Below are 19,919 nucleotides of genomic sequence, written 5' to 3'. Positions count from 1 at the left end.
TTTCTCGAACTATCCACCAAAAAGTGGCTCTGACCTGCGGGAACTCTACACCTCACCCGACGCTCGTTGCGTCATGGGAACACAAATGGGAACACGGAGCCGATACCGTGGTTGCCGTGAGCAAACGATCGTCTAGCCGCGGCCACATCGAGGCGCGGCCGAACGGAACGTTCCGGGCAGTAGTGTCCGCCGGCATCGATCCCCTGACGGGCAAACGACGCTTCCTCAGGGCGACCGCGCCCACCCAGAAGCTGGCGGAGAAGGCACTCACCAATCTGCTCCACCAAGTCGACCAACAGACGCACGCACGTAGCGACCTCACGGTCGGCGAGGTCATCGAAAAGTGGCTGACCATCAAGGAACCCGTCCACGTGCGGAAGACACGGGTGCGCACCCGCCAGCTCGTGCGCGACTACATCGAGCCGCGGTTTGGTTCGATGAAGGCCGCGAAACTCGACGCCGAGGTTCTGGAGAACTACTACGCACTCCTGCAGACCTGCAAACACAACGCGGTCCGCGGCACGTCCCACAAGGATCACGAGTGCGAGCCGCTGGCGAACAGTTCGGTCCGCGCGATCCACTTCGTTCTCCGCCCGGCTTTCGATCGCGCCGTCAAGTGGGGATATCTCGGAAGGAACGTCGTCGCGTTCACCGAGCCGCCGTCGTTCGGGGCGCCGGATCCTGACCCGCCCACACCCGAGGAACTCGCACCGGTGATCAACGAGGCCTGGCGCGACCCGGCGTGGGGCCTGTTCCTGTGGCTGACCATGATCAGCGGCAGCCGCCGCGGGGAGATCTGCGTTCTCCGGTGGACCGACGTCGATCTGTCACGCTCCACGCTCATGGTGGAGCGCGCCGGCGACCAGTACGACGGAGAGGTCATGGAGGGTCCCACGAAGAGCCGGCAGAAACGACGAGTCAGGCTGGACGATTACACCGTCGACCTGCTGCGCGCATACAAGGGCAAGTGCCGTCGTCAGGTCGAGGAGCTGGGCTTCGAACTCGCGCGCAACGCCTTTGTGTTCTCGCTTACACCAGACTTCTCCAAGCCCCTGAAGCCCAACACGGCAACTCAGCGATACCGACGCCTCGCCAAGAGGAATGGTCTTCGCAGTACCCGCCTTCACTCGATTCGGCACTACTCAGCCACGGAGCTACTCACGGCCGGCATCGACCTGCGATCGGTGGCCGGGCGTCTCGGCCATGGCAGCGGCGGGGCAACGACCCTGAAGTTCTACGCCGCGTGGGTCGAGAAGGCGGACACGGCCGCCGCCGAGACACTCGCTCAGTCCATCCCCCGCCCAGACTTCGGCGAGCGGAAACCGCGGCACGCATTCGAGAAGCTCGCCGCCGAACTCCGCGGCGCGATCGAGTCGGGCCAGTACCCGGTTGGCTCGGAGCTGCCGTACGCGCGCGAGCTAGCCGATACCCACAACGTCTCCGTGGGCACGGTGAGCCGAGCAATCGCAGACCTGAAGGACCGCGGCCTCGTGGAGGCCAAGCAGTACAGACGAGCCACGGTGATCAGCCCGGGTACGGCGCGGGAAGACAGTCGCCGGGAAGAAGCAGGCTAGGCCAATTGTGAAGGTGCCCCCGGCAGGATTCGAACCTGCGGCACATGGTTTAGGAAACCACTGCTCTATCCCCTGAGCTACGGGGGCCTGTCACAGGGAGCCTAGCGTAGTCGCCACCACGCCAGGGGACGGGTCGGTGGCTCCGTGCCCCTCTCCATTCGCGAGGGACCAAAGGATTCGGCCGAGCCGAAAACAAGGGAAGTGGCCGGAGGCCATCGCCGCCGGCCACTCCCGCCTCGTTGCCCATCACCGAGGCAGCGTGGCTGCTAGGCCACGCTGTGCATCCCGAAGCGCTCCCAGCTGGACCACCTCGCGCACTTCGGCGCGTCGGCAATCCCACACCGGCAGATGTACAGGTGGCGTCCGGTCGGGACGAGGCCCGGGGCGCAGCCGATAGCGTCGACGACCTGATCCATCGTCAACTGCTTGCCGTGGGTAACAACCAGGATCTCCGGCGGGTTGGCGGCGCGGTAGCCCCACGCCTGGGAGAGCAGGTCGTTGACGCACTCGTCGCGGAAGGAGTAGCCGGCGATCAACCACCGGTCGGCCTTGTACAGGCTCTGGAAGAACGTCTGGTAGGCGAGGAGGAACGGATGCTTGGCGACGACCTGACTCTTGGCGCTCTGGTTCGTCAGAACCACCTCAGGTGCCCACTCCGTCAGGCCATCCCTCCACGCCCGCCAGTAGTCGATGGTGCGGAGGTCTTCGATCCCGAACCGGTAGATCTCGTTCGTGCCGGGCCGCCGGAGCCAGGTGAGCGAGCCGTGCAGGTGGAGCAGACGGGTCCTCCTGGCCGGGAAGGTGCTCGCGTCGGTGCGCAGCGCCGAGCCGCTGATCGTGTAGGTGCCCGGCACCACGTCGAAGAGGCTCGGACCGTATCCCCAGGCCATGTCGCAGAATCCGCCCGTCGGCGCGGTCCGGCAGAGCCCGGCCATCGCCAGGGAGTCGTAGTTCAGGTTGCCGATGGCAACCTGTCCTGCAGCAGTCGCGGTCACGGCGCGGATGAAGTCCTCGATGATCCAAGTGGGCTGCAACCCGCCGGCGTACGAGCGCTCCTGGATGAGGTCGAGCGCGTCGCCCTTGCCCTGGCGCTGGAGGCTCTTCACGAAGTCGCCGACGGTCCTGATGGCATTGGCGACTGCGCGTGACTCCTGTCCGACGATCTCGGCCAGCTCCCGGAGGTCCGTGAGGTTCTCGCTCTGCTGGTCGAGCGGGCCGATGAGGGCCTCGAAGTCCTGGTGAGGGTCGCCCGTCTCGTGCGCCCGCGTCGCGAGACGGGCCAGGACCCTGTCGGGGGCTTCGCGCGCCGGGTCGATGGTCTTGAACCGGCGCTTGATCTCGGTGGTGAGGGCCGGGATGGCGAGGTCATGATTGAAGGCGATCGACAGACCGTTGCCGAACAGAGCGGCCAGGTCGTCGTTGGGACTGAGGGGCATGGTGCTGTTTCTCCAGTTAGTAGGACACGATGGCCCACGGAGAACCCAGCGTCAGCAAGGCAGAACCCACAGCACCTAAACATAACGAGGCTGTAACGATCAGCCCGTATGTAAAGAACCGGCTGGATGTTAAACCGACACCCAGTAAGGTCCACAACGTCACGGCAAATGACAACGTGTGGACCTCGGCTCGGCGCTTGCGTCGACCGGGGTCTTCGCATGTACCGCGCACGACAGTACAGCGCCCAGCCCCGGCATCCGAACCGCTACTCGGGCGGAAATTACCGCCTTGTAGTTCAGATTCGGACAGATTCAAACGGTTTTCACCAAATGGGATCACGCGGGAGAAATTGTGAAGAAACTCACATACTTGATTGCATCGTTGTAGCGCGGAGGGTATGCGCTATCCGTGTTACATCCCATCCACGGGATGGACGAACAGTGAAATGCGTAGTCGCGCGATTACATACAGCGATTCGGTTACGCGGTACAGACCGCTCGTGACCGAATTGTTATAAACGGCCGCGCCACCAGCCGCTTCCGCGGGGGTCGTGGCGGATGGTATTCGCGCGGCGCGCGGGAGACCCGCCGCCGACCGGGGCCTGCCTGCTCCCAGGGCCTCGCGCCTCGACGCTGTGCGGGCAGCGGCTCGCCTGCGAGTGGTCTCTGGCCGCGGCCGGCGACGTGTCCAGCTTGCCGGAAAGTCGGCGGCACCGTTTGGAGTTATCCACAGGCCATGTCCTGCGTCGCGAACTCCGCCTGGAAGGCGGCGCCGTACGACGCGAGGTCGGGATCGTTCGGATCGGCGGGGTGGCAGTTGACTCCCTCCTGCCATACCCACAGGTTGCCGGGTCCAGGCGTGTAGCCGAGCGCCCAACCGGGACCGGTTGCCTCGGTGCGGCCCATCCGCTGGGCGGCCTTGATGCGGCCACGGAAGTCGGATTCGAGGTAGATCTGCCCGTGTCCGGGGCCTCCTTCGAGCTTGATCACAGGACCGGTCATCAGCTTGCCTTCTCAACCGGCGGGTCTCCGGCGGGACGTAGGTCGTCGGCGGGATACCACCGGACCCGCCCTGTGTCGTCGCAGACCCTGCCGTACCACTCGCCGCGGTCCCGGATCCACACATCGATGGTTCCGGCTGGCTTCCATCGCCTGGCGGCGACAGGGACTGCGGGCTTGCACCAGCGCACCGCCTCGGGTCCGCGCTGGTAGCTGTCGCACCGGGCGTTCAGGTCGGCCGCCAGCTCCGCGGCCTCAGCCTCGCTGAGATCCAGCGGCATGCTCCACCTGCTGGTGGCAGAGTCGGACACTCCGAAGCCACTGGCGGCATCCCCGCACACCTCAAACCTGCTCATGACCCCAGGATGCCACAAAGGCGAACATATGTTCGAGACATGATCGCCAATTCATTGACCGTGGCCGGTCGGCTACTCGGCGCGCACCCAGACCCTTGCAGCCGGTCTGCAGTACGTGAAACTTGAGGGCGGATTAGCGGTTACGCGCCGTGCGCACGCGGGCGTAGTGCACGGCCACCCGGTCGCGGTAGCCCGGGTCCTGATAGCTGTCGGCCTCGTACGGCGGGGCCGCCTGGATGTCGGCCTCGCTGACGTCGACGGTGATCTCCTTGGTGTGGTGGTTGATGTACTCGACCACGCCCGCCGGCAGCAGGACACGCTGCCCAAAGGGCCCTAGACCGGTATCGACCACCAGCGCCGCCTCGCCGGGCGGATAGCTGGCATCTTCGACCTTGCCGACCTCGCCATCCGGAGCCAGCACCTTGTAGCCATCCAACCTGCTTCGATCGCTGAAGCCAGAGCCCGACCGAAAGCTCCACGGTTCAAAGCTGCTCATAAAACACCCAGTACCCGCCCGCCCGAGCAGGGATTCCGCCGGGAACCTGGCGCACCCGTCAGGCTCGCACCGAGCGACTGCTACACCGGTAGTCGATCCACGTCGTTCGGCGTGAGGTCGCCGCGGACACGGTGGAATCGAAGCGGGTGGCGGTAGTGGTCACCTTGCATAGCGGCGTCGGCCGCGACCTCGGCCACGACGAGCGGCCTGACCTTGACTATCGGGACCTTCTTGGCGTCGCGGCCCCAGTACCCGGCGCTGATCTCGTCTGGCCAGGGGTGCCGGTCGCCTGCCGGCTTGAGGACCGCCGCCTGCTCGTCGGCCTGGGCAGGGTTGAGTGGAACGGTCCGCCCGACGATCTCCAGGTCGCGTCCTCGGTAGCGTCCGCACACGACGACTTCCGGGTGGTCGATGCGGCCGGTCACGGCACCGACGATCACCTCGATAGTGTCGCGGTGCTTGACCTTTTAGAGGGCTCGATTCTGTGTCGTGCACTGTCGCGCTGGGTGGCATTCGCCAGGTGCGCGACACCGTCCACGGTGCTACGGCCTGCTCGACATCGCCGCGTGCCTCCGACTGAGCCGAACGACCGAGATTCCACGGACATCTGCCCTCGCCGATGCAGAGGCGGCAGGCGAGCAGTGACCGGTATTTGAGCTGCGGTCGGTTCGCTTCAGTCCGTAGGGTGCGACATGTCCAGGGGAAACCGGAACCAAGGGAGCCGATAGACGTGCGTGCAGCGGATGCCGACATTCCGGTGGTGTCGCTCTCGGATGGTGTGGTCACTCTCCGGCCGTGGTCGAGAGATGAAGCCGGGTTCATGGCGGAAGCATTCGCCGATCCAGCGATCCGACGCTACAACGGGGCCCACGATCGACTCGGGCGGCCGGCTCCGCCGCTCTCGATCGGGGACGCTGAAGCGATCATCGACGAGTTCGCGTCGAGGTGGCGGGCGTTCGGCGCGGCGGAGCCACCATCTGGTGTTGCATTCGCGATCACGGACGCAGCCTCTGGTGGCCTGGTCGGCTGCTGCGGCGTCGATGATTGGTCGAAGGGAGACGTAGCGCAGTTCGGCTACTGGATCGGGCCGAGCGCGCGAGGGCGCGGGTACGCGACTCGGGCGGTGGTTCTGCTCACACGGTGGTTGTTCAGGCTCGGCGCAGCTCGCGCCTTCCTGACGGTCGAGGCGGACAACGAAGCGTCAGCTGCGGTGGCCCGCCGCGCGGGGTTCGTGCACGAGGGAACGATGCGCGCACACAGCGTGTGGCAGGGCGAGCGCATCGACGTGATGTGGTTCGCGGCGCTGCCGCTCGAATGGACGATGCGCGAGCCGGACGAACCAACGTGATGTGCAACGCAATCGGAGCCGGGGCTGGTCATGTCCTTCGGCGGGGCAACGAGTCAGTGGATGTACGCCATGCAATGAGAACGTCGACCGCTCGACGAGGACGATTCTCATCCGCTCGTGACGACTTGCCCTGCAGCAGCACGTCCGTACCCTGGAAACCGGCTGTCAGAGAGCCTTGGTGAGACCGTCTTCTCCACAGTGCCTGGGGGCACCCGACGACGTCCGCAGCCTCTTGCAGGCGCTCGCCGACCGCGAGCAACAACTCCTCGAGCTGCGCCGTCGGCTTGAGGAACGCGGCGACGAGCTGATGATTCAGCTCAACACCCCGCCGACCTGAAGCTCGGGCGGGACGGAGATCCGTCGATACTGTCGCACTATGTCTCGTGCCTTCCAGAGCGCGCTGGCCGCCGTGGCTCGCTTCAATGACGCCCATCCTTGGTCCCACAACGACGCATATGCCGCACTCGTCCTCCACCATGCGCGTCGTGTCCGCGCCGCCGGTGGAACGGAGGCCCTGGACGTGGGCTGCGGGACAGGAAACCTCGTTCGCCGGCTCGCGGGCGTCTTTCCCGCAGTGACTGGCATCGAGCCCGATGTCCCGACCGCAGCGCGAGCTCGGCGCACAACCGCAGACCTCGCCAACGTCCGCATCCTGACCCAACCGTTCGACGAGTCCCACCGGAACCGCTACGACCTCATCACCTTCGTGGCGGTGCTGCATCATCTGCCGTTGCAAGCCACGCTCAGGAAGGCGCGCGAATTGCTGCGACCGGGTGGCCGACTCGTTGTGGTCGGCATCAGCCGAGAAGCGCGTGCAGACCTTCCATGGTCGATTGCCTCGCTGATCCTGAATCCGATCGTCGGTGCCGTCGTGCATCCGCGACGATCAAGCAAAATCCCGACGCACATGGCCGCTCCCACCGCCATGGCCGCGGAATCGTTCGAGGAGATCGCCCTCACAGCTGAACGCATCCTGCCCGGTGCGCGGCTCAGACGCGGCCTGTTCTGGCGATACATATTGTCCTGGACTGTCCCACAGGGACGCTCCGCCGAGACCGACCACTGAAGGCGACCTCGTCACTGCACCACTCCAGTCGTGCACGACACCTGTCGTGCACCGTCGCGCGGCAACGACTCGCCGCCTGACCTTGCAGGTTCAGTCAGAGCTAACCCAACCGAACACTGGCCACCCCAATAGAATTGATCTTGACCCAGTCGCGGCGGCCAGGGTGATATCGCGTGCCGGCGCCCTTCACGACCAGTCCTTCGACGCCGGAGTAGCTGAAGGCGTCGAGCCACTCACGTGCCTCGTCGGGATCGTCGGTGACGGGCGAGAGCTGCAGCGGCGGTCGCCATGGTTTCGCGAGTGAGCTGAGGCGTCGCTGCCGGTCGCTGAGGCGCATCATTCTGATGTCTACCTGGTCGATCGCCAAGAGGTCGAAGGCGACGTAGGAGGCCGGCCGCTTCGGTGCGAGTTGCCGCCGGATGGTCGCGGCGCTGTTGATCATGCGCTGCTGGAGTGAGCCGAAATCGAGCAGTTCGCCGTTCCACACGACCAGCTCGCCGTCGAGGACGCAGTCTCGCTCCAACTGGGCGCCGAGCGCCTTGTGGACATCGGGGAACTTGTCGGTCAGGTCGGTTCCGTTCCGCGACCACAAGCGGATAGTGCCGTTGCGGCGGACTACAGCGCAACGGTAGCCGTCGTACTTCAATTCATAGCGTGATCCGCCGGGAAGGCCGTTGCGGCCCGGCAGTTGCTCAACCGCCTTGGCGAGTTCCAGTTCCACGGGTCCAGCCAGGTCCGGCGGGAGGATAGGCCCGTGATCGGCTGGCAGGGGCGGCTTACGGTTCGGGGTCATCGTGGGCCGCCTCGTCTGGGCGGTTGATGACATCGGGTGAAGGAATGCGCACGTTCTCGATTCGAAGCGCCCAGTTGCCGTCTGAGCGCTCCAGCCATTGGCCGATGCTGATGCTGTGGCCGTCGTCGGTCTCGACCTCGACGAACCGCCCACCTTGGGGCGCCGGCGGTCCGTCGAAGACGATGTTGATCGTTTGCACGGATCCGTTCATGGCTCCAGACTGCGCCTGATCGGGTCGCCTGTCATCGTGCCTCGGTCTCCCATTGCGGTAGCGGTGCTCGATCTGCACTCGCGGGTGTTGCCGTTGGCAAGCTCCGGAGGCGTCTCCACGCCCTTTGCAACAAGCTGCAAACGGCTGGTCGCATGTCGGTGGCGGTGGCTACCCTGCGAAAGATGAATGGGGCTGAGAGCAACAATCCGCACCGCTCGACCCGACCGGAAGACACTTCCCGCCAACCCCTGCCTGGCTGGGCGGTAGCGCCCAGCCGGAATTCCCCACCGACAGACCAGGAATCGCCTCGTCCGGCTTCGATCCCACCGCCCGGGGCACGGCGGGCGGCCGGCCGAGCACGACGCTGGGACATAGCTGGCCTGACGGAGCTGCTGCTGGCGTTGCCGTGGCTGTGGTGGGCGTGGCTGGCGGTGCAGTTCGTTGGGATCCCGAGTGACACGATCGAGCATGTTGCCCTGGGCGTCTGGTTGGTATCAGGGGCGGCTTTGATCTACCCGCGCACTCAGGATCTGTTGGCCTGGAAGGTGTGGCGCCTCCGGCCACCGTCCGAACTGGAGTCCCGCCGCGTCGGCCCGGCCTGGTGGGCCGCATGTGCCGCAGCCGGCGTCAATCCCGACCGGTACCGTGTGTGGATCCACGAGGGACCGGAGGCCACCGCACCGCAGACAGCCGGGTCGACCGTGGCGGTCACGTCCTGGAGTGTCCACACGCTGCCGCCGCGCAATCTCGAGGCGGTCCTGGCGCATGAACTGGCACACCGACTCGCGGTGCCAGGCTGGCTGTCGCTGATGATCTACTGGTACTCGCTCCCGGCCCGGGCGCTGGGTGCGTTCATCCGGCATGGGGTGAAGGTGCCGGGCCTGAGTACGGTGATCAAGCTCGTGATCGGATTCCTCGTGGTGGGGGTGTTCCTGGTGGCGATCTTCACCAGCTTCGACGAGTACTTCGTCATGATGATCTCGCCGGTGTTCGCGCCGGTTGTCGTTGCCTGGGCGTCGCGTGCGAGCGAGAAGTACGCCGACCGGGTAACTGCCGATCTCGGGTACGGCGTATCACTGTGGGAGGTCTTCACCGGCCGCGAGGTCGCGCGCGCCCAGTCGCACCAACGGATCGACCGCACGCCCCTGACAGCGTCCCAACCGATCGAATCGGCCCGCCTGCGGGCGCTGGAGCATCACCTGCGCTCAACGACTCAGAACGGGCATCAGACACGCTGAGATTCCGGACTTTCGGCCCGTAGCGCAACGAAGTTGTGTATGGCGACGGCCGGGCGGACACTGCAAGCGAGTGACCAGTCGTCACCAGTCCGGGTTCCCCCCCCGCTCGGCCCTGTCGATGGCGGCTGGTCGCTCGACAGGTGGCGGACAACCGGTCCAACAACTCATCGTCGGCCAGCTCCGGATCCTCGCCAGCCGGCACGCGAGCAAGTACCGCTAGCAGCCCGAGCAGGCGCCTGGTCACCTCGAAGTCGATCTGGTCGCTGCTGCCCGGGCGGTATCTGCAACGTCTCATATCCCCCACCCCATCCTCTGACTATCGGAAGCCGACGGGTCGCCGTTACGGGTCATCGCCTGGCGGGAGCCGCCGTGTCGGAGGTTTAGTTGTCAACGAGCGGGTTACCTCCGGGTCAGGGCATGCCCAATGATCCCGGCCGGGATGGAGTCAGCGCCTAGGCCCCGACGTTCAGAAGCGAGCGCCGGGGCAGCACTCGGCCGCGGCCAAATGCCCCGCGGTCTCAGCTCGCCCGAAGCGCTTCCCTCGAAACTGTCGGTGCGCTATGGGATCGTCGTGTGGTATGGAGCTGACTGCCCGGGATTTCGAGCGGATACCGCGGGAGAACCTGCATGTGCCGGTGCGTGAGTTCGCCCGGCTGTGGTTGACGGCCGAGCGACGTGGCGATGCGCTGGCGGCTGAAGGCCGCGGCGACTGGTACCTGACCGGCGTGCAAATGACGTGCAGTTGGCTGGCGTGTGCCTTCGTGACCTTCAGCTACCCATCCGGCCCGGTCAGGCAGCGGGCGCGTGCTCCGATCACCCGCAGCACTAGAAAGGCGTACGAGGAGTTGATCGCGCTGGAGACTGAGGCTGCCGAGCTCGCGGTTGCTCGCGGTGGGCTGCCTGGTCGCCCAGGTTTCGCAGAAGGTGCAATGGCGACGCTGGCGTGGGCGTGGCGACGTTCGGGCGTGCCGCCGATTGAGATTGAGCAAGCACAGGCAGGTTGACAGTCAGCTCGCCCGTCCACGAAGAACGGGCCTCGGGAGCCATTGGCGGGTCCCTGAGGCCCGTTCCTCGTTCATAGTGTTTCTCTTCCCCTGCCTGTCACGCGGTTCGTTGGCGAGGGTGCTGTGTGCCGGCGGTGAGTCCTGAGGTGATGGTGCGTTCGGCTTCGTTGCGGGGTAGGCCAATGCGGCCGGCGGCGGATACGAGTTCATCTCGCGCGACATGCTGGTCGAGCAGCTGCGCGCCGACGAGCTGACCGAGTGCGAAGGCGGCGCGGTTGAGGGTGTCGTTGCGCTGGCCGGGTGTGGCGGCGAGGACTTTCTCGAGTTCCCCGGTGAGCGCGGCGAGGGCATACGCGGTGGTGTTTTTCAGGTTGGGTGCGGTCCGGGGTGCCTCGGCTCCGGGCCGGGTCGTGTCGAGGGCTTCGATGATCCAGCTGGGTAGAGGCTGCGGTGCCAGAGTATCCTCCGCGAGGTAGCGGCCGTGGTTGGTGATCGAGCCGGCGCCGACGATGTAGCCGCCGTGGCCGCGGGTGTCGATCTTCCAGCCGATGCGGCCGGCGCTGTTGCCGAGCTGGTGGCTGGTGGGTTGGCGGTAGTAGAGGTGTTGTCCGCCGGATGGTGTGGTGACGGTGTAGGTGGCGGGGATGCTGGCGTCGTGGTCGGCGGCGGTCAAGGCGAGTACGTCGGCGCCGTTGGTTGCGCCTCGGGTGCGCCATGGTTCGGGTGCCAGGTCTGCGGTGGTCTTGGGTTGGTCGAGGTCCACGACGAGGAGACCGGAGGGTCCGGTGGCGATGCCGATGTTGTATGGCGCTTGGCGCCAGGTGCGGGCGATCGCGAGGTGGTTAGTGGTTGCTTTGTGTTCCCAGTCCTTCTCCACGGCGGGTACCTTGCGGCCGGGGGCGAGCGGAAAGACGGCCATGCCGTGATCGGCGTGCCAGTGCGCGGCCCGGCTGAGCATCCGGTGGTCCGAGTCCAAGGCTCGCCCGCCGCGCCGCGTGGTGGCGGTCACGGCTCGATTCCTCTCCAATCGGGGTGGACTCGCTCGCTACGGACTCGCTGCTTATCCCGGCCTGCGGCGGGCTCGCGGAGTTCGAGGTAGACACGTACGCCGAACGATCCACGGTTCGGGTAGGCGCGGTCTGCGCCGGCCACTTCGAACTCGTGTCGTAGATGCTCGACCAGGCGCGCGATTTCGTCGGCCTCGCCGGACAGTCTGACTTTGATCGTCATGCCGTCACCCCTTGGTCCTTGTTCGCTCCGGGCCATGCTTCGGGGCTGGTGTCGCCGTTGAACACCACGCGCAGCGGGCCACGCTCGCAGAGACCGTCGAAGTCCGTGCGGCCGGGAATGTCATCGTCGGGGCACGGCACGGTGACCGCGTAGCCGTCGCCGTCCTCGGTCTCGAACACGATCCACGGGGTTCCGGCGCGGTCGATCACCACAGGGACCAAAGCCCAGCCCACCAGCTCGATCAGCTCGTCGTAGGTCGTGAGGGTTGTTCCGTTCTGGATGCGCTCAGCCATGGTCAGTTCTCCTTCGTAGTGGTGGGTACGCCGTAGTGGGCGAGAGTGGGGATGCGCAGGTGTGGCCAGTGCCCGGCGGCGAGGAGCGTGTCGGCGTGGCGTTGGCCGGCGGCCCAGTCCGGTGCGGTGTCGCTGCCGGGCAGTGGTGTGGTTTCGCGGGCGTGCTGGTAGAGGCGGCTGGCCAGGTCGCTGCCCCACCCGTCGGTCAGGTCGGCCGTGCGGCCGTCAGGAGTGGGGCCGTCGTTGACGAACCGGACTGTCACTGTCAGGTGCTCGGGGTAGCGGTGCGGGTCGTCGGTGCGCAGCTGCTCGAACCGGGCCTGGACGGTCGCGGTGAGCCGTTGCTGGTACTCGGCGCGGTCTGTGTGCTCGAGCTCGGCGAGCAGTCCCTCGATGTCCTCGATCTGTTGCAGCTGGTTCAGGGTCAGCCGGTCGCGCGATGGGGTCCAGCGGTCACCGAACAGCGTCTGGCCGATGTGGTTGGTGCTGGCGTCGTAGGTCTCGAACATGCCGAGGTCGTCGAACTCGTAGACGCTGTTGACCACGATCTCGATCGGCTCGGCGCGATACGTCAGCAGGTACTCGTCGTTGTACCCGACGGTGCTGCGCAGCAGGTCAATCACGCCGGCGGACTCCCACGATCCGGGGCGGCCGGCGGTCACTGCGTCGCTGCTGCCAAGGTTCGCGGCGACCGTGGCGAGCAGGTGCGTGATGAACTCGGCGCCGTCACCGGGGCGCTGGTTGTTGTTGATCGCGCGGATCGCGCGGGTGATCGCGGTGGCGGCCACCTGGAACTCGTCCGGTCCGGTGTCAGTCTCAGTGTTGGTGGATTCGCTCATGGGGGGCTTCTCCTTCGTGTGTTGACGGTTACGTGTCAATGGCCGGGCGGCCGAGGGGCCGGACCTCGGCGGGAGGTCCGGCCGACTGCGGCTCGGTCAGGCAGTGGTCAGGTCGGTGAGGTCGTGGCCGAGGGATTCGGCGACGGCGGCGATCAGGTCGCGCGCGGCGGGTGGGGTGACGGCGTTGCCGAGCTGGCGGACCTTCTCGCGCTTGTTGCCCAAGACGACGTAGCCGTTCGTGAACGCCATACCGGCCGCGACCTCGTGGGGCTCCAGCATCCGGAACAGGCAGTCCTCGACCGCGATCGTCTGCGGCTCCAGCACCGACTGGTGCCCTGCTGTTGTGATCGTTCGCAGCGTCTCGGTCGCGGGTGTGCACATCTCCGCGCCGTCGTAGCGGGAGCCGTTGTTCCGCATGACCAGCGCGTACCGGTCGCGGGTGGTGAACGTGCCGTGCGGCTCGCTGGTGTCGCGGCTGGTGGCGTTGCCGTAGTACGGCATCAGCAGGCCGTGGTGGTTGCCTGCGGCAGCGAACGTGTCGAACGGGTCACTCGCCCGCTTGGTCGTGTTGTTGTTCCTCAGCGGCACCTCCAGCGCCTCGGACTCCCGCGTGGTTCTGGTCCGCATCACCTCCGACACCGGCGTCGCGGTCTCGTTCCACGTGCCACCGGCGGGAACAAGTAGCCCGGTCTCGTTGCGGGTCGTCATCGTGCGCATCGCCTCCGACAACGGAGCTGCCGTTTTGCCGTCGCGGCCCTCGACCGGCACCAGCAGCTCGGGCTTGACGTAGCGGGCCAGCCCGGCGCGGATGCGGGCCATGGTTTTGTCGGCCAGCGGCCGGGCCCGGTCCCCGATCCGCTCGCCGGTCAGGGTCCAGTCGATCGCGGCCGCCGCCGGGAGCCAGCCCGGCTCGACGACCTGGTTGCGGCAGGCAACGTTCGGGCAGCGCCACACGTACTGGGCGCGGTAGCGGCCCCAGGTCCGTTCCGGCTTCTTCCACGCCTGCATCGCCCGCACCCTCTGCCCGCAGCCCGCACACCACGCCTCCGGGCGGGTCCACCGGTTCAGGTCCGGGCAGGTCGTCCTCCGAAGATGCGCCACGACGTACAGCCGGTCCCGTGACTGCGGCGCCGGAAGTCCCCCGGCCTGCGCATGCATCGAGTTCAGGTACACCAAGTGCACGCAGTAACCCAACGCATCCAGACCCGAGCGCCACGCCGGCCACAGCACCCACAGCGCGGCGTCGACGACGTTCTCGACCACGATCGCGTCGTAGCGGTGGTGCTCGGCGAACCGCACCACATCCCACATCGTTGCCCGCGACCGCTCCGCCGCCTCGTCCGGCAGCGTGTCCCCGAACAGGTCCGGCATCGCGTCCACGTTGCGCTTCTTGCCTTTGGCCTGGGAGTGGTTCGTGCACTCCGGCGACGCCCACAACACGTCCGTGCGCGGGTAGCGGCGCGGCTCGACCTGCGACAGGTCGGCGCAGTCGTGGTCGGTGGTCGGATGGTTGCTGTTGTGCGTCTCGACCGCGAGCTTCCAGTGATTCGCGGCCAGCTTCACCGTCACACCAGGCACCTGCACCGCACCGGTGCTCGACCCACCGGCCCCGCAGAACAGATCCGTCATCGTCAACGTCATCGGTCTTCAACCCCTTTCTGGGTGGTGCGGGGAGGCGCCGTGGGTGCGTGGACCTTCACCACGGCCCTCCCCGAGCTGGTGGGCTAGTTGGCGGTCTCGATGTGTTCCATCAGCAGTGCGTCGGCGTCGTCTGGTGTCGGGCCGGTGAACTGGCGCCCGCAGGAGCAGGTCGATACGAAGTCGTCGCCGTTGTATGGGTGTTCGCCGAGCGGGGTTGCGTCGCTGTGGTTCATCGCTTGGTGCTCCCGGCGCTGGACGGGCAGCCCGGCCGTCCGCAGCCGACCTGGCGCTTGGGGCTGCACCACGGCGGGCAGTTGGTCTGCTGGGGGGTGGTCGTTGTCTTCGGCATCGTGGCCCCTCTCGCTGGTGGCCGTTGTGTGACGGCAGCCCCTTGGGGCCTGCCGGCTACTGCCGTCTGCCGGGCCGCTAGAGGCTCCGAAGTCAAGGGGTTCTCGGCTGGTGGACAAGGAAATAAGCGGAGCTTGCGGAGCGCCGCCGTCCTCCAGGCGAGAACCCCTTGACTTCGGAGGGGGCGGTCTGGCACCAGGCCACCAACCCCAGCCACAGATGGCTTTTCGTCCCGGCCGAAGGCCGGGGTGCTCTCCCGCCCGCCAGGGGCGGGAGAGCCTGGACCGCGCGGTTAGTCGTCGTAGCCGCCGAGTTCCAGCACCGGTCCGTGGTCGTCCGTCGCCTGATCGGTGGCGGTGGTCGGTGATGTGTTGGCCTGCTCGGCGGCAGTGTCGTCGGCGTGCCACCGGGCGAGTTCCTCGGCTCGGGCTTCGGCATCGTCGGCGGCATGGAGTTCTTCGGCTTTGCGGCGGTGCTGAATCTCGATCAGCGCCCGCTGTGCTCGGCGTACCGCTTCGGCGGTCTCGTCCGCGGACGGAACCCGCGGAACATCGGACTCCGCGAGGGTCTCCTCGCCTGCGGCGACCTCCCGAATGTCGGCCGGCGCCTGGCTCTCCAGCACGGCGCGGTCCACACCCGTCTCTGTTTCGTCGGCGTCAACATCGCCGATCGCCTCGGCCGCGATGGTGTTGTCGTCGGCAACGATCTCCGCATCGAGGCTTTCGTCGGCAGCGACGTCGGACTCCGCTGCCCTGCTGGGTAGCTGGTCGTTGACCAGTTCCGCCTCCACGAACTCGTCGGCAGGCACCGCGTGCGTGGTGTCGGTGTCGCGCTGCTGCGCGATGTCGGCCAGCTCGTGCTCGTCGGTGACCTCGCGGTGTTCGTCCTCGGCGGCTTCGGCGTCGATGGTGTCGAGCAGTTCTTCGGGGGTGGGTCCGTCGTCGCTGTTGTCGATGCCGCGGGCCTCCAGTTCCGCCTCGGCGCGTTCGGCGTTCGCGCGGGTTTCGGCGGTGTGCGCCCACCAGACAGCGCGGGCATCGTCGGTGACCTGCAGCTCGGCGGCGCGGGCCTCCAGCGCCTGAGCGAGTGCCTTGGCCTGCTCGGCTTCGGCACGCAGCCGATCACGCGTCGCGGCGTCGTCGGCCGCGTCGGCTTCCGCGGCGCGGAGCGCGGCGGTGCGGCGTTCGCGTTCGACCGCCTGGCGGGTGCCGGCGAGTTCCTCGCCGACGTAGGGCGGCGCCCACGCCTTTTCCCGCTCGTAGGCGCGGACCCGGACCCGGAGCTGGCCGTTCGACATCTCGGCTTCGGCGCGGTCGGCTTCGGGCCGGCCGAGTGCGCGCCAGGCGGCGCGCCAGGAGGCGTACTGCTCGACCTGTCCTGGCTTGGGTGCCTTGCCGAGCGCGTCGTCGGTGGCCTCGTGCGCCACCACCTCGCGGTGTGCGGCCACCATGCCGGCCTTCTGAATCCACTCGTCGCGCTCCCGGCCGGGATCGGTCGGCGGCCGATCGAACGCCTCAATCGCCCACTGCGGCTGCTCCGTCGCGACCTGCTCGCCGAGCTGGGTGGCGCGGGCGTCTGCCTCAGTCGCGAGGTTGGCCAGGTACGCCGACCACTTGGGGTCATCGACTCGCGGAAGTCGCTCGCTGTAGGTGTCGCCGAGCGGGTCGAGGTTTCCGCCGGCGCGTTTGATCCGGTCCTGGATCACGTGACTGATCCGGCGCGCGTCGTGCAGCGACCGCTGCTGGATCGCCTCGGTCAGCACCTGGCGCGGATCGTGCCCGGCCAGCTCCACACGGCGCAGCAGTGTCTGGAGTGTTCCGGCACCGTCTTCGACCGCGAGGGCGGTGCGCTGCTCGGCCGTGAGCACGCCGGCGTCGGCGAGTTCATCCAGCCAGCGGGCGGTGCGCCCGGCGGTTGCCAGCGCGATGCCGTCGGCCAGCAGCTCCGCCGGGGTGCGCAGCCGGTCGGCTTCGGCGGCGGACTCGGCCGCGGTCGCCAGCGCCGACAGTTGCGGGTCGTCCAGCTCGAACGCTCCGCGCAGCACCGACAGCGGCGTCTGCTTCGCGGCGGTGGTGGTCTCGCCGTACTCGGCCTCCTTCGACAGCGACTGGGTGACAACGTGCGCGGTGTTCGCGACCCGGCCCCGGGTCATCGCGACATACAGCGCGTAGATCGATGTGTTCGGGGTGGTGACCAGGTGACTGGAGTCCACTGTCAGGCCTTGGGAGGAGTGGACGGTGGCGGCGTAGCCGAGCGCCACCCAGTCGCGCACGTAGCTGGCCGGCAACACCATCGTCTCGCCCGGTGCGGGCTGGCGGGTGCCGCGGATCAGCGGCGCGACCCGCAGTCCGCCATCGTCGAAGACCTCGACCACCTTGAACTCGTCGCGGTTGAACGCGGCGCGGGTGTTGCCGCGGTATCCGTTGAGGTGCCAGGCGTTGAGCCGGGTCTGGATCAGGTCACCGGCGCCGACGCGGTTGCCGGTCGCGGCCAACCAGGCGGTGCGTTCGTCGTCCACCTGGCCGTACTCGACCAGCCGGGCGCGCAGCTGCGCGGACAGCTCGGCGGCCTGGTGATTCGTGTCCACGATCAGCAGGGCGTGCAGCCCGTTGAGGTGGTCGGCCAGCCAGGCGTCGGCCGCGGAGCGCTGCGTTGCTTCGAGGTGGCCGCCGTCGAGGATGCGGCCCTGCTTGTGGTACTCGGCCAGCACCGACTCGTCGCCCTCGCGCAGTCGGAGCGACGCCGGGCCTTCCCAGTCGTTGGTGAAGCGGCGGGTCTCGGTCAGCTCGTGGGTTAGCGCGCCTGCGGCGACCAGCTCCATGCCGCCGCCGGCGCCGACCGCGGCGAGCTGGCAGTGGTCACCGACCAGCAGCAGCTTGGCTCCTGCGGCGTCGCAGTGCGCCTCGATCTGGGACAGGTCGCTGGTGCTGGCCATGGCCGACTCGTCCACCACGACCAGGTCCCCCTCTCGCAGTGCCCACGCCTGGTCTTCGGGCGTAGTCGAGCCGTCGGCGATACGTTGCTGGGTCATCAGCCACCGGGTGATGTTCTGCGCGGTGACGCCATCGGCGGCGAGCACTTCGGTGGCCACCTGGGACGCGGCAAGCCCGACCACGCGGTGCTGCACGCCGTCCCACAGCTCGGGGTCTTCCCACGCCTTCGCCAAGGCGCCCACAACTCGGGACTTGCCGGTGCCGGCCGGGCCGATCAGCGTCTCGACCTTCGCCCCGGAGCCGAGGATGCCGCGCACGGCGCCGGCCTGGTCGTCGCCGAGCTGGAGGCCGTCGGCGGCCAGCCGCTTCACGAACGCCTGCACGTCGGCTGGAGTCATCGCGGCGGCACCGCGGGCGTACCCGGCCTTGGCCAGCTGCCGCTCGGCTTTGACATGATCCGGTGTCACGTACCGGGCAGCACCCGGAGCCGCGTACGCCGACGACCCGTCACCACGGCGCAGCTCGGCCGGCAGCGCCGAGAGTTCGCCTGCGCTGTGGCCCGGACGGTCGGCATCGACTTGCTGCGCGAGCTTCAGGCCTCGCTCGGTCAGCCGGTCGAGCAGCCGCGCGATCTTCGCCGGCCTCATGTTTCCGAGGTTGTCGGGCAGCGCGTTGCTGATCGCCCGGGTCAAGTCCGCCGCCCGCCAAGTCGCGTGCTTGGCCTGCACGTCGGCCAGTGCCGTCTCGAGGACCTTGGCCTGGTTGATGCGGCCGGGCAGCCACTGGCGCTGCTGCAACCCGAGCACGTCGCGGGCGACCTTGCCGAGTCCCCCGCGGACCTCGGCGCGCAGCTCCCGATCCCACCGCTCCAGCCGCTGCTCGACCGTCTCGCCGTCGTGGGACTTGGCCTTGCGGGTCGCCAGCGACGCCTCCTGCTGGATGTAGGCGAGTTCCAGGTTGTTCGGTTCGCGGCCCATCTTGGCCTCGAACGCGCGTACCAGTGCGGCGGTCTTCTTCGTGATCGCCTTGCGGCGGGAGCTGAACAGGTCCATCACGGTCTGGTCGATCCCGACGATTTCGCGGGCTTTGCCGTCGGGGCGCTCCTTGAACTGCACACCGAGCGCCTTGACCAGGTGCTGTTCCATCACTCGCTCGCCGACCGCGCCCGCGGCCGGTTTCCAGCGGTGCAGGGCTTGCCCGTCGATGGTGCGCCACTTGCCGTCGGGTCCCTGCACGCGGTTGAGGATCGCGTTGTGGATGTGCAGCTGCGGGTCGTGCTCCCTGCTGTCGTGCTGGAAGAACGACGCGATTGTCCACTCGTGCGCGTCGGCCCACCGGCCCGCCGCGCCACCGAAGTGCCCGACGCGGGTGTAGCCGGCCTTGTCTTGCAGATACTTCAGCGCAGCGTTGTTCCCGGCCCAGATCGCGTCCTCGACCGCCTGGCGGTGCTGGCCCCACTGCACCGCTTCCCGCTCCGCTCGCTGCACCGCAGTGCGGTAGCGGTGCACCGCTTCACGGTCACCGGTGCGGTCGGCGTCGGTCAGTGCACCGCGGGCCGCCTCGGCGGCGGTGCGGGCCTGCACCTCCTGGGCCTCGAACGCGGTGTGGAGCACCGTGATGCTCTTGGCCGGGCTGAACGTCGCGTCGTGGAACGAGACGTTCTTGCGCACCGCTTTGCCAGCCAGTGCGCGCAGTTCGGCGCGCCGCTCCGGTGATGCACCGGGCTCCTTCGCCAGTGCATCGGCGTACACCTGTTCCTCGGTCTTGTACGCCCGCCCGGTGTGGCCGAGGGTCTCGGCCTCGTCCCATCGCGACGGGTCGCGGAACGCCTCGTCGCGCGGGTCGATGAACCGCTCGTACAGCGCGGTCATGTCCTGCGCATCGACCTCGCCGGACAGTCCAAGGGCCTCCGCGCCCCTGCCGAACCAGCGCCCGGGCGGTTCGCCGGCCGCCACGGCGCCGGTGTAGTAGTTCTCCCGCCCGGTCGCGACCGCGCCGGTCAGGTAGTCGGCCCGGTGGCCGCTGCGCACGCTCAGCATGAGCCACCACCGACCGACGCCGCGCCCGGCGCGATAGCGCCGACGGCCGCCGTAGGCGGCAGGCCGATATGACGA

Annotated in this window: 20 protein-coding genes and 1 tRNA gene; 6 read left to right on the top strand and 15 right to left on the bottom strand. The window is 67.8% G+C overall.

The features are described 5' to 3' along the window. Positions 1 to 116: 116 nt before the first annotated feature. Entirely contained in the window at positions 117 to 1,574 is a 1,458-nt protein-coding gene (locus tag ACGFIF_RS31350) for a tyrosine-type recombinase/integrase (RefSeq protein ID WP_393159496.1), read from the top strand. 14 nt (positions 1,575 to 1,588) lie between these two features. On the opposite strand, the gene ACGFIF_RS31345 is transcribed toward ACGFIF_RS31350, so the two are convergent. From ACGFIF_RS31345 to ACGFIF_RS31320, 6 genes are all read right to left on the bottom strand, one after another. After that, positions 1,589 to 1,661, bottom strand: a tRNA-Arg gene (locus ACGFIF_RS31345). Positions 1,662 to 1,840: 179 nt separating this feature from the next. Then, positions 1,841 to 3,010 (bottom strand): SIR2 family protein, encoded by a 1,170-nt coding sequence (locus ACGFIF_RS31340; RefSeq protein WP_393159494.1) that lies wholly within the window; start codon positions 3,008 to 3,010, stop codon positions 1,841 to 1,843. A gap of 723 nt (positions 3,011 to 3,733) precedes the next feature. Next, on the bottom strand, positions 3,734 to 4,012 hold the full coding sequence (locus ACGFIF_RS31335; protein ID WP_393159492.1) for a hypothetical protein: 279 nt from the start codon (positions 4,010 to 4,012) through the stop codon (positions 3,734 to 3,736). Then, positions 4,012 to 4,365, bottom strand: coding sequence for a hypothetical protein (locus tag ACGFIF_RS31330; protein WP_393159490.1), 354 nt, complete (start codon positions 4,363 to 4,365; stop codon positions 4,012 to 4,014). The genes ACGFIF_RS31335 and ACGFIF_RS31330 overlap by 1 nt, the downstream gene beginning before the upstream one ends. A gap of 133 nt (positions 4,366 to 4,498) precedes the next feature. After that, a complete protein-coding gene (locus ACGFIF_RS31325; RefSeq protein ID WP_393159488.1) occupies positions 4,499 to 4,861 on the bottom strand; it encodes a hypothetical protein in 363 nt (120 codons plus the stop codon). 80 nt (positions 4,862 to 4,941) lie between these two features. Further along, complete coding sequence (locus ACGFIF_RS31320; protein WP_393159486.1) at positions 4,942 to 5,301, bottom strand: hypothetical protein; 360 nt, start codon at positions 5,299 to 5,301, stop codon at positions 4,942 to 4,944. Between the two features lie 179 nt (positions 5,302 to 5,480). Between ACGFIF_RS31320 and ACGFIF_RS31315 the strand changes: the two genes are divergently transcribed. The 3 genes from ACGFIF_RS31315 (at position 5,481) to ACGFIF_RS31305 (ending at position 7,275) form a co-directional block, all read left to right on the top strand. After that, positions 5,481 to 6,209 (top strand): GNAT family N-acetyltransferase, encoded by a 729-nt coding sequence (locus ACGFIF_RS31315; protein WP_393159484.1) that lies wholly within the window; start codon positions 5,481 to 5,483, stop codon positions 6,207 to 6,209. A 178-nt stretch (positions 6,210 to 6,387) separates the two neighbouring features. Further along, a complete protein-coding gene (locus ACGFIF_RS31310; protein WP_393159483.1) occupies positions 6,388 to 6,546 on the top strand; it encodes a hypothetical protein in 159 nt (52 codons plus the stop codon). Positions 6,547 to 6,585: 39 nt separating this feature from the next. Continuing rightward, a complete protein-coding gene (locus ACGFIF_RS31305; RefSeq protein WP_393159482.1) occupies positions 6,586 to 7,275 on the top strand; it encodes a class I SAM-dependent methyltransferase in 690 nt (229 codons plus the stop codon). Between the two features lie 100 nt (positions 7,276 to 7,375). On the opposite strand, the gene ACGFIF_RS31300 is transcribed toward ACGFIF_RS31305, so the two are convergent. Both ACGFIF_RS31300 and ACGFIF_RS31295 read right to left on the bottom strand, forming a co-directional pair. Beyond that, the gene (locus ACGFIF_RS31300) at positions 7,376 to 7,996 is read right to left on the bottom strand and encodes an RNA ligase family protein (RefSeq protein WP_393159481.1); all 621 of its coding nucleotides are present in this window, start codon (positions 7,994 to 7,996) and stop codon (positions 7,376 to 7,378) included. A gap of 55 nt (positions 7,997 to 8,051) precedes the next feature. After that, on the bottom strand, positions 8,052 to 8,279 hold the full coding sequence (locus ACGFIF_RS31295; RefSeq protein ID WP_393159479.1) for a hypothetical protein: 228 nt from the start codon (positions 8,277 to 8,279) through the stop codon (positions 8,052 to 8,054). A gap of 431 nt (positions 8,280 to 8,710) precedes the next feature. Here ACGFIF_RS31295 and ACGFIF_RS31290 point away from each other — a divergent pair, with 431 nt between their 5' ends. Then, positions 8,711 to 9,517 carry a M48 family metalloprotease gene (locus ACGFIF_RS31290; protein WP_393159477.1) on the top strand — a complete coding sequence of 269 codons (807 nt, stop codon included), beginning with the start codon at positions 8,711 to 8,713 and terminating at the stop codon, positions 9,515 to 9,517. A gap of 578 nt (positions 9,518 to 10,095) precedes the next feature. Further along, positions 10,096 to 10,521, top strand: a complete 426-nt coding sequence (locus ACGFIF_RS31285; RefSeq protein WP_393159476.1) for a hypothetical protein — start codon at positions 10,096 to 10,098, stop codon at positions 10,519 to 10,521. 97 nt (positions 10,522 to 10,618) lie between these two features. On the opposite strand, the gene ACGFIF_RS31280 is transcribed toward ACGFIF_RS31285, so the two are convergent. The 7 genes from ACGFIF_RS31280 to mobF form a co-directional block, all read right to left on the bottom strand. Further along, positions 10,619 to 11,479 carry a bifunctional DNA primase/polymerase gene (locus tag ACGFIF_RS31280; RefSeq protein ID WP_393159474.1) on the bottom strand — a complete coding sequence of 287 codons (861 nt, stop codon included), beginning with the start codon at positions 11,477 to 11,479 and terminating at the stop codon, positions 10,619 to 10,621. Positions 11,480 to 11,526: 47 nt separating this feature from the next. Continuing rightward, positions 11,527 to 11,751 (bottom strand): hypothetical protein, encoded by a 225-nt coding sequence (locus ACGFIF_RS31275; RefSeq protein ID WP_393159472.1) that lies wholly within the window; start codon positions 11,749 to 11,751, stop codon positions 11,527 to 11,529. Beyond that, positions 11,748 to 12,044 carry a hypothetical protein gene (locus tag ACGFIF_RS31270; protein WP_393159470.1) on the bottom strand — a complete coding sequence of 99 codons (297 nt, stop codon included), beginning with the start codon at positions 12,042 to 12,044 and terminating at the stop codon, positions 11,748 to 11,750. The genes ACGFIF_RS31275 and ACGFIF_RS31270 overlap by 4 nt, the downstream gene beginning before the upstream one ends. Before the next feature lie 2 nt (positions 12,045 to 12,046). Beyond that, positions 12,047 to 12,883 carry a hypothetical protein gene (locus ACGFIF_RS31265; protein WP_393159468.1) on the bottom strand — a complete coding sequence of 279 codons (837 nt, stop codon included), beginning with the start codon at positions 12,881 to 12,883 and terminating at the stop codon, positions 12,047 to 12,049. A gap of 96 nt (positions 12,884 to 12,979) precedes the next feature. Beyond that, positions 12,980 to 14,524, bottom strand: coding sequence for a DNA cytosine methyltransferase (locus ACGFIF_RS31260; protein WP_393159465.1), 1,545 nt, complete (start codon positions 14,522 to 14,524; stop codon positions 12,980 to 12,982). Between the two features lie 83 nt (positions 14,525 to 14,607). Then, a complete protein-coding gene (locus tag ACGFIF_RS31255) occupies positions 14,608 to 14,757 on the bottom strand; it encodes a hypothetical protein (RefSeq protein ID WP_393159462.1) in 150 nt (49 codons plus the stop codon). Positions 14,758 to 15,164: 407 nt separating this feature from the next. After that, complete coding sequence (mobF, locus tag ACGFIF_RS31250) at positions 15,165 to 19,844, bottom strand: MobF family relaxase (protein WP_393159460.1); 4,680 nt, start codon at positions 19,842 to 19,844, stop codon at positions 15,165 to 15,167. Positions 19,845 to 19,919: the final 75 nt, after the last annotated feature.

Origin of the sequence: Kribbella sp. NPDC049174 (assembly GCF_043197365.1) — a bacterium.
Classification (GTDB): Bacteria; Actinomycetota; Actinomycetes; order Propionibacteriales; family Kribbellaceae; genus Kribbella.
The sequence above is the reverse complement of the archived record's forward strand: the minus strand, read 5'-3'. Positions and strand labels throughout refer to the sequence as shown.